The organism is Halorubrum sp. AJ67 (assembly GCF_000513435.1).
On record NZ_CBVY010000009.1, the window covers coordinates 111,940 to 113,936 of the forward strand.

At 69.1% G+C, this 1,997-nt stretch carries 3 protein-coding genes and 2 pseudogenes; 3 read left to right on the plus strand and 2 right to left on the minus strand.

All coding sequences use genetic code 11. The features are described from left to right. A pseudogene (locus BN903_RS09390) lies at positions 1-607 on the minus strand (radical SAM protein); the annotation flags it as partial. 122 nt (positions 608-729) lie between these two features. Between BN903_RS09390 and BN903_RS09395 the strand changes: the two are divergent. From BN903_RS09395 to BN903_RS09400, 3 genes are all read left to right on the plus strand, one after another. After that, a complete protein-coding gene (locus BN903_RS09395; RefSeq protein ID WP_048077481.1) occupies positions 730-1,137 on the plus strand; it encodes a hypothetical protein in 408 nt (135 codons plus the stop codon). A 99-nt stretch (positions 1,138-1,236) separates the two neighbouring features. Next, positions 1,237-1,392 carry a hypothetical protein gene (locus BN903_RS17445; protein WP_195155769.1) on the plus strand — a complete coding sequence of 52 codons (156 nt, stop codon included), beginning with the start codon at positions 1,237-1,239 and terminating at the stop codon, positions 1,390-1,392. A 3-nt stretch (positions 1,393-1,395) separates the two neighbouring features. Next, complete coding sequence (locus tag BN903_RS09400) at positions 1,396-1,812, plus strand: Hsp20/alpha crystallin family protein (protein WP_048077482.1); 417 nt, start codon at positions 1,396-1,398, stop codon at positions 1,810-1,812. 7 nt (positions 1,813-1,819) lie between these two features. Here BN903_RS09400 and BN903_RS16760 read toward each other — a convergent pair. Then, positions 1,820-1,997: pseudogene (locus tag BN903_RS16760) on the minus strand (sarcosine oxidase); the annotation flags it as partial.

A 1,997-nucleotide genomic window follows, 5' to 3' on the forward strand; every position in this document is an offset into this window, starting at 1 on the left:
CGCAGATGAGGTAGTCGGGGTGGTTCGGGTGTTGCTCGACGACGAACGCCCCCCGCCGCGCCCAGCGGTCGACCTCCTCGTTCGTCCGCATCCGGTTGCCGTACCCCTCCAACCCTTCGCGGACGAGGTCGTGCGCGGCGGCCTCGACGTCGCCCATCGCGACGAAGTCGTAGTCGAGGTCGTCGCGCTGCGTCTCCTGTGCGCCCGCGTTCTCCTCGCCGACCCCGAACCGGACCGGCCCCCCCAAAAGCGTCACGCCGTCCGCGGTCCAGCCCAGCTCGCGCACCTCGTCCGGCTCCGCGGGGGTCCCGCCGACGTACTTCCCGGGCACGGTCATCCCGCCGACGTACACCATGAGGTCCGCGTCGGCCACGTCGGCGTGTTTCGACCGGTCGTCTCGGAGCTCGTCGATGGTGTGGTAGGTGATCCGCGACTCGGGGACGCCGGCGTCGACGAGCGCGCCCGCCGTGTACCGGGGGTACGTCGAGAGGTACGGCGGAACGCCGAAGTGGGCCGGCTCGTCGACGTAGCCGTCGACGATAGTGACGGAGAGGTCGGCCGGGTCGGGCGGGAGGGAGCCGCGGCCGGCCGCCGAGGAATCGGTCATGTTACCCGGGGTAGGCGGCCGAGACGGGAAAAGCGTGCGGAAGGTCGGCGGGGAAACGAGACCACCGAAAAACAGACACGACCGCCGACCGATTTATTAGCGTCATCCGCGTGTGAGAACATATGTCCCTCCGCGACGAAAGCTTCCTCACGCCCCGCCGAGCGACGCTTCTCTCGTACACGTTCCTCGGCCTGTTCGCTCTGCTGAGCGCGGGCAGACTCGCCGACTCCGGCTCCGTCCCGTGGTTGGTGATCGTCGGAGCGACGGTCGTCGCCGCTCTCGGTGCGGGTCCGGTCGCGTGGCTCGCCCGCGACCGGATACCGGCGAGCCGGCGCGAGATGTACGGGCGCATCCTCGTCGCCATCAGTCTCCCCGCGTTCATGCTGTTCGTCGGCGTCTCGCTCGCGTTCGGTATCCCGTTCCTGTCCGTGACTGACGCGGTCGTCGTCGGCGTCGTCTGCGGCGGCGCGGTCGCCCTGCTGGCCGAGCGGACCGTCGTCCCGGAGCGGTACCGCGCCGAACGGGCGTGACCCGGGAACATTGGGCAGGCGTGACCGAGGAGGACAGATCGACGCTCGCGTCGCCGCCGCCACGCCGTTTAAGCCGCCGCCGCCACTAGGCAGGCACATATGCCATCGACGATGGAGGTCAAGTGCGTCAGCGACGACTGCGAACTCGACATGTTCGAGAACCACTACACCTACGACGTGCCCGACGACCACGCGGTCGCGGACCTCTCGTGTCCGTACTGCGGCGGGAGTGAGCTCGTCGAAATCGAGGTGTGAGCCGTGTCCGGACTCGTCGAGACCGGTCGGGCCGCGCTCCGTAGCGCCCTCGAACGCGTCGGCCGCGGGTGGGGGAAAGTACAGGAGCGTCGGCCGCTCTCGTACGACCTCCTCGAAAGCGACGACGCCTACCTCGTCGTCTTCGACGCCCCCGGCGTCCGCGGCGAGGATGTCGACGTCACCTTCCTCGATCACACCGTCGAGGTGAGCCTCGAACGCTTCCGGGACTTCTACGACGGCTACAACCTCGTGTTCCCCGGCCGCGGCGTCTCGCTGTCGAGCAGCGTCGACCTCCCCCGCGACGCCGACGTGACGCCTGAGGGCGCGAACGCGACGCTCACGCGAAACGGCACGCTCCACGTGGAGATCCCCAAAGAGGAGGGCTCTCGCGACGTCGACGTCGTCGAAGAGTCCGACTGACGCCGTCTCAAACCCCTCTCCCGGTCTCCCCCTCCGTCCGCTCGGACAGCGACATCCCCTCTACGATCCCGAACTCCTCGTCGCCGTCGAACCGCGTCGGATCGAACGACTCGATCCACGGCGAGTCCGGCGCGTCGAACGCGACGCCGTCGAGCGACGCCAACACGCCCTCGGCGACCGTCTCG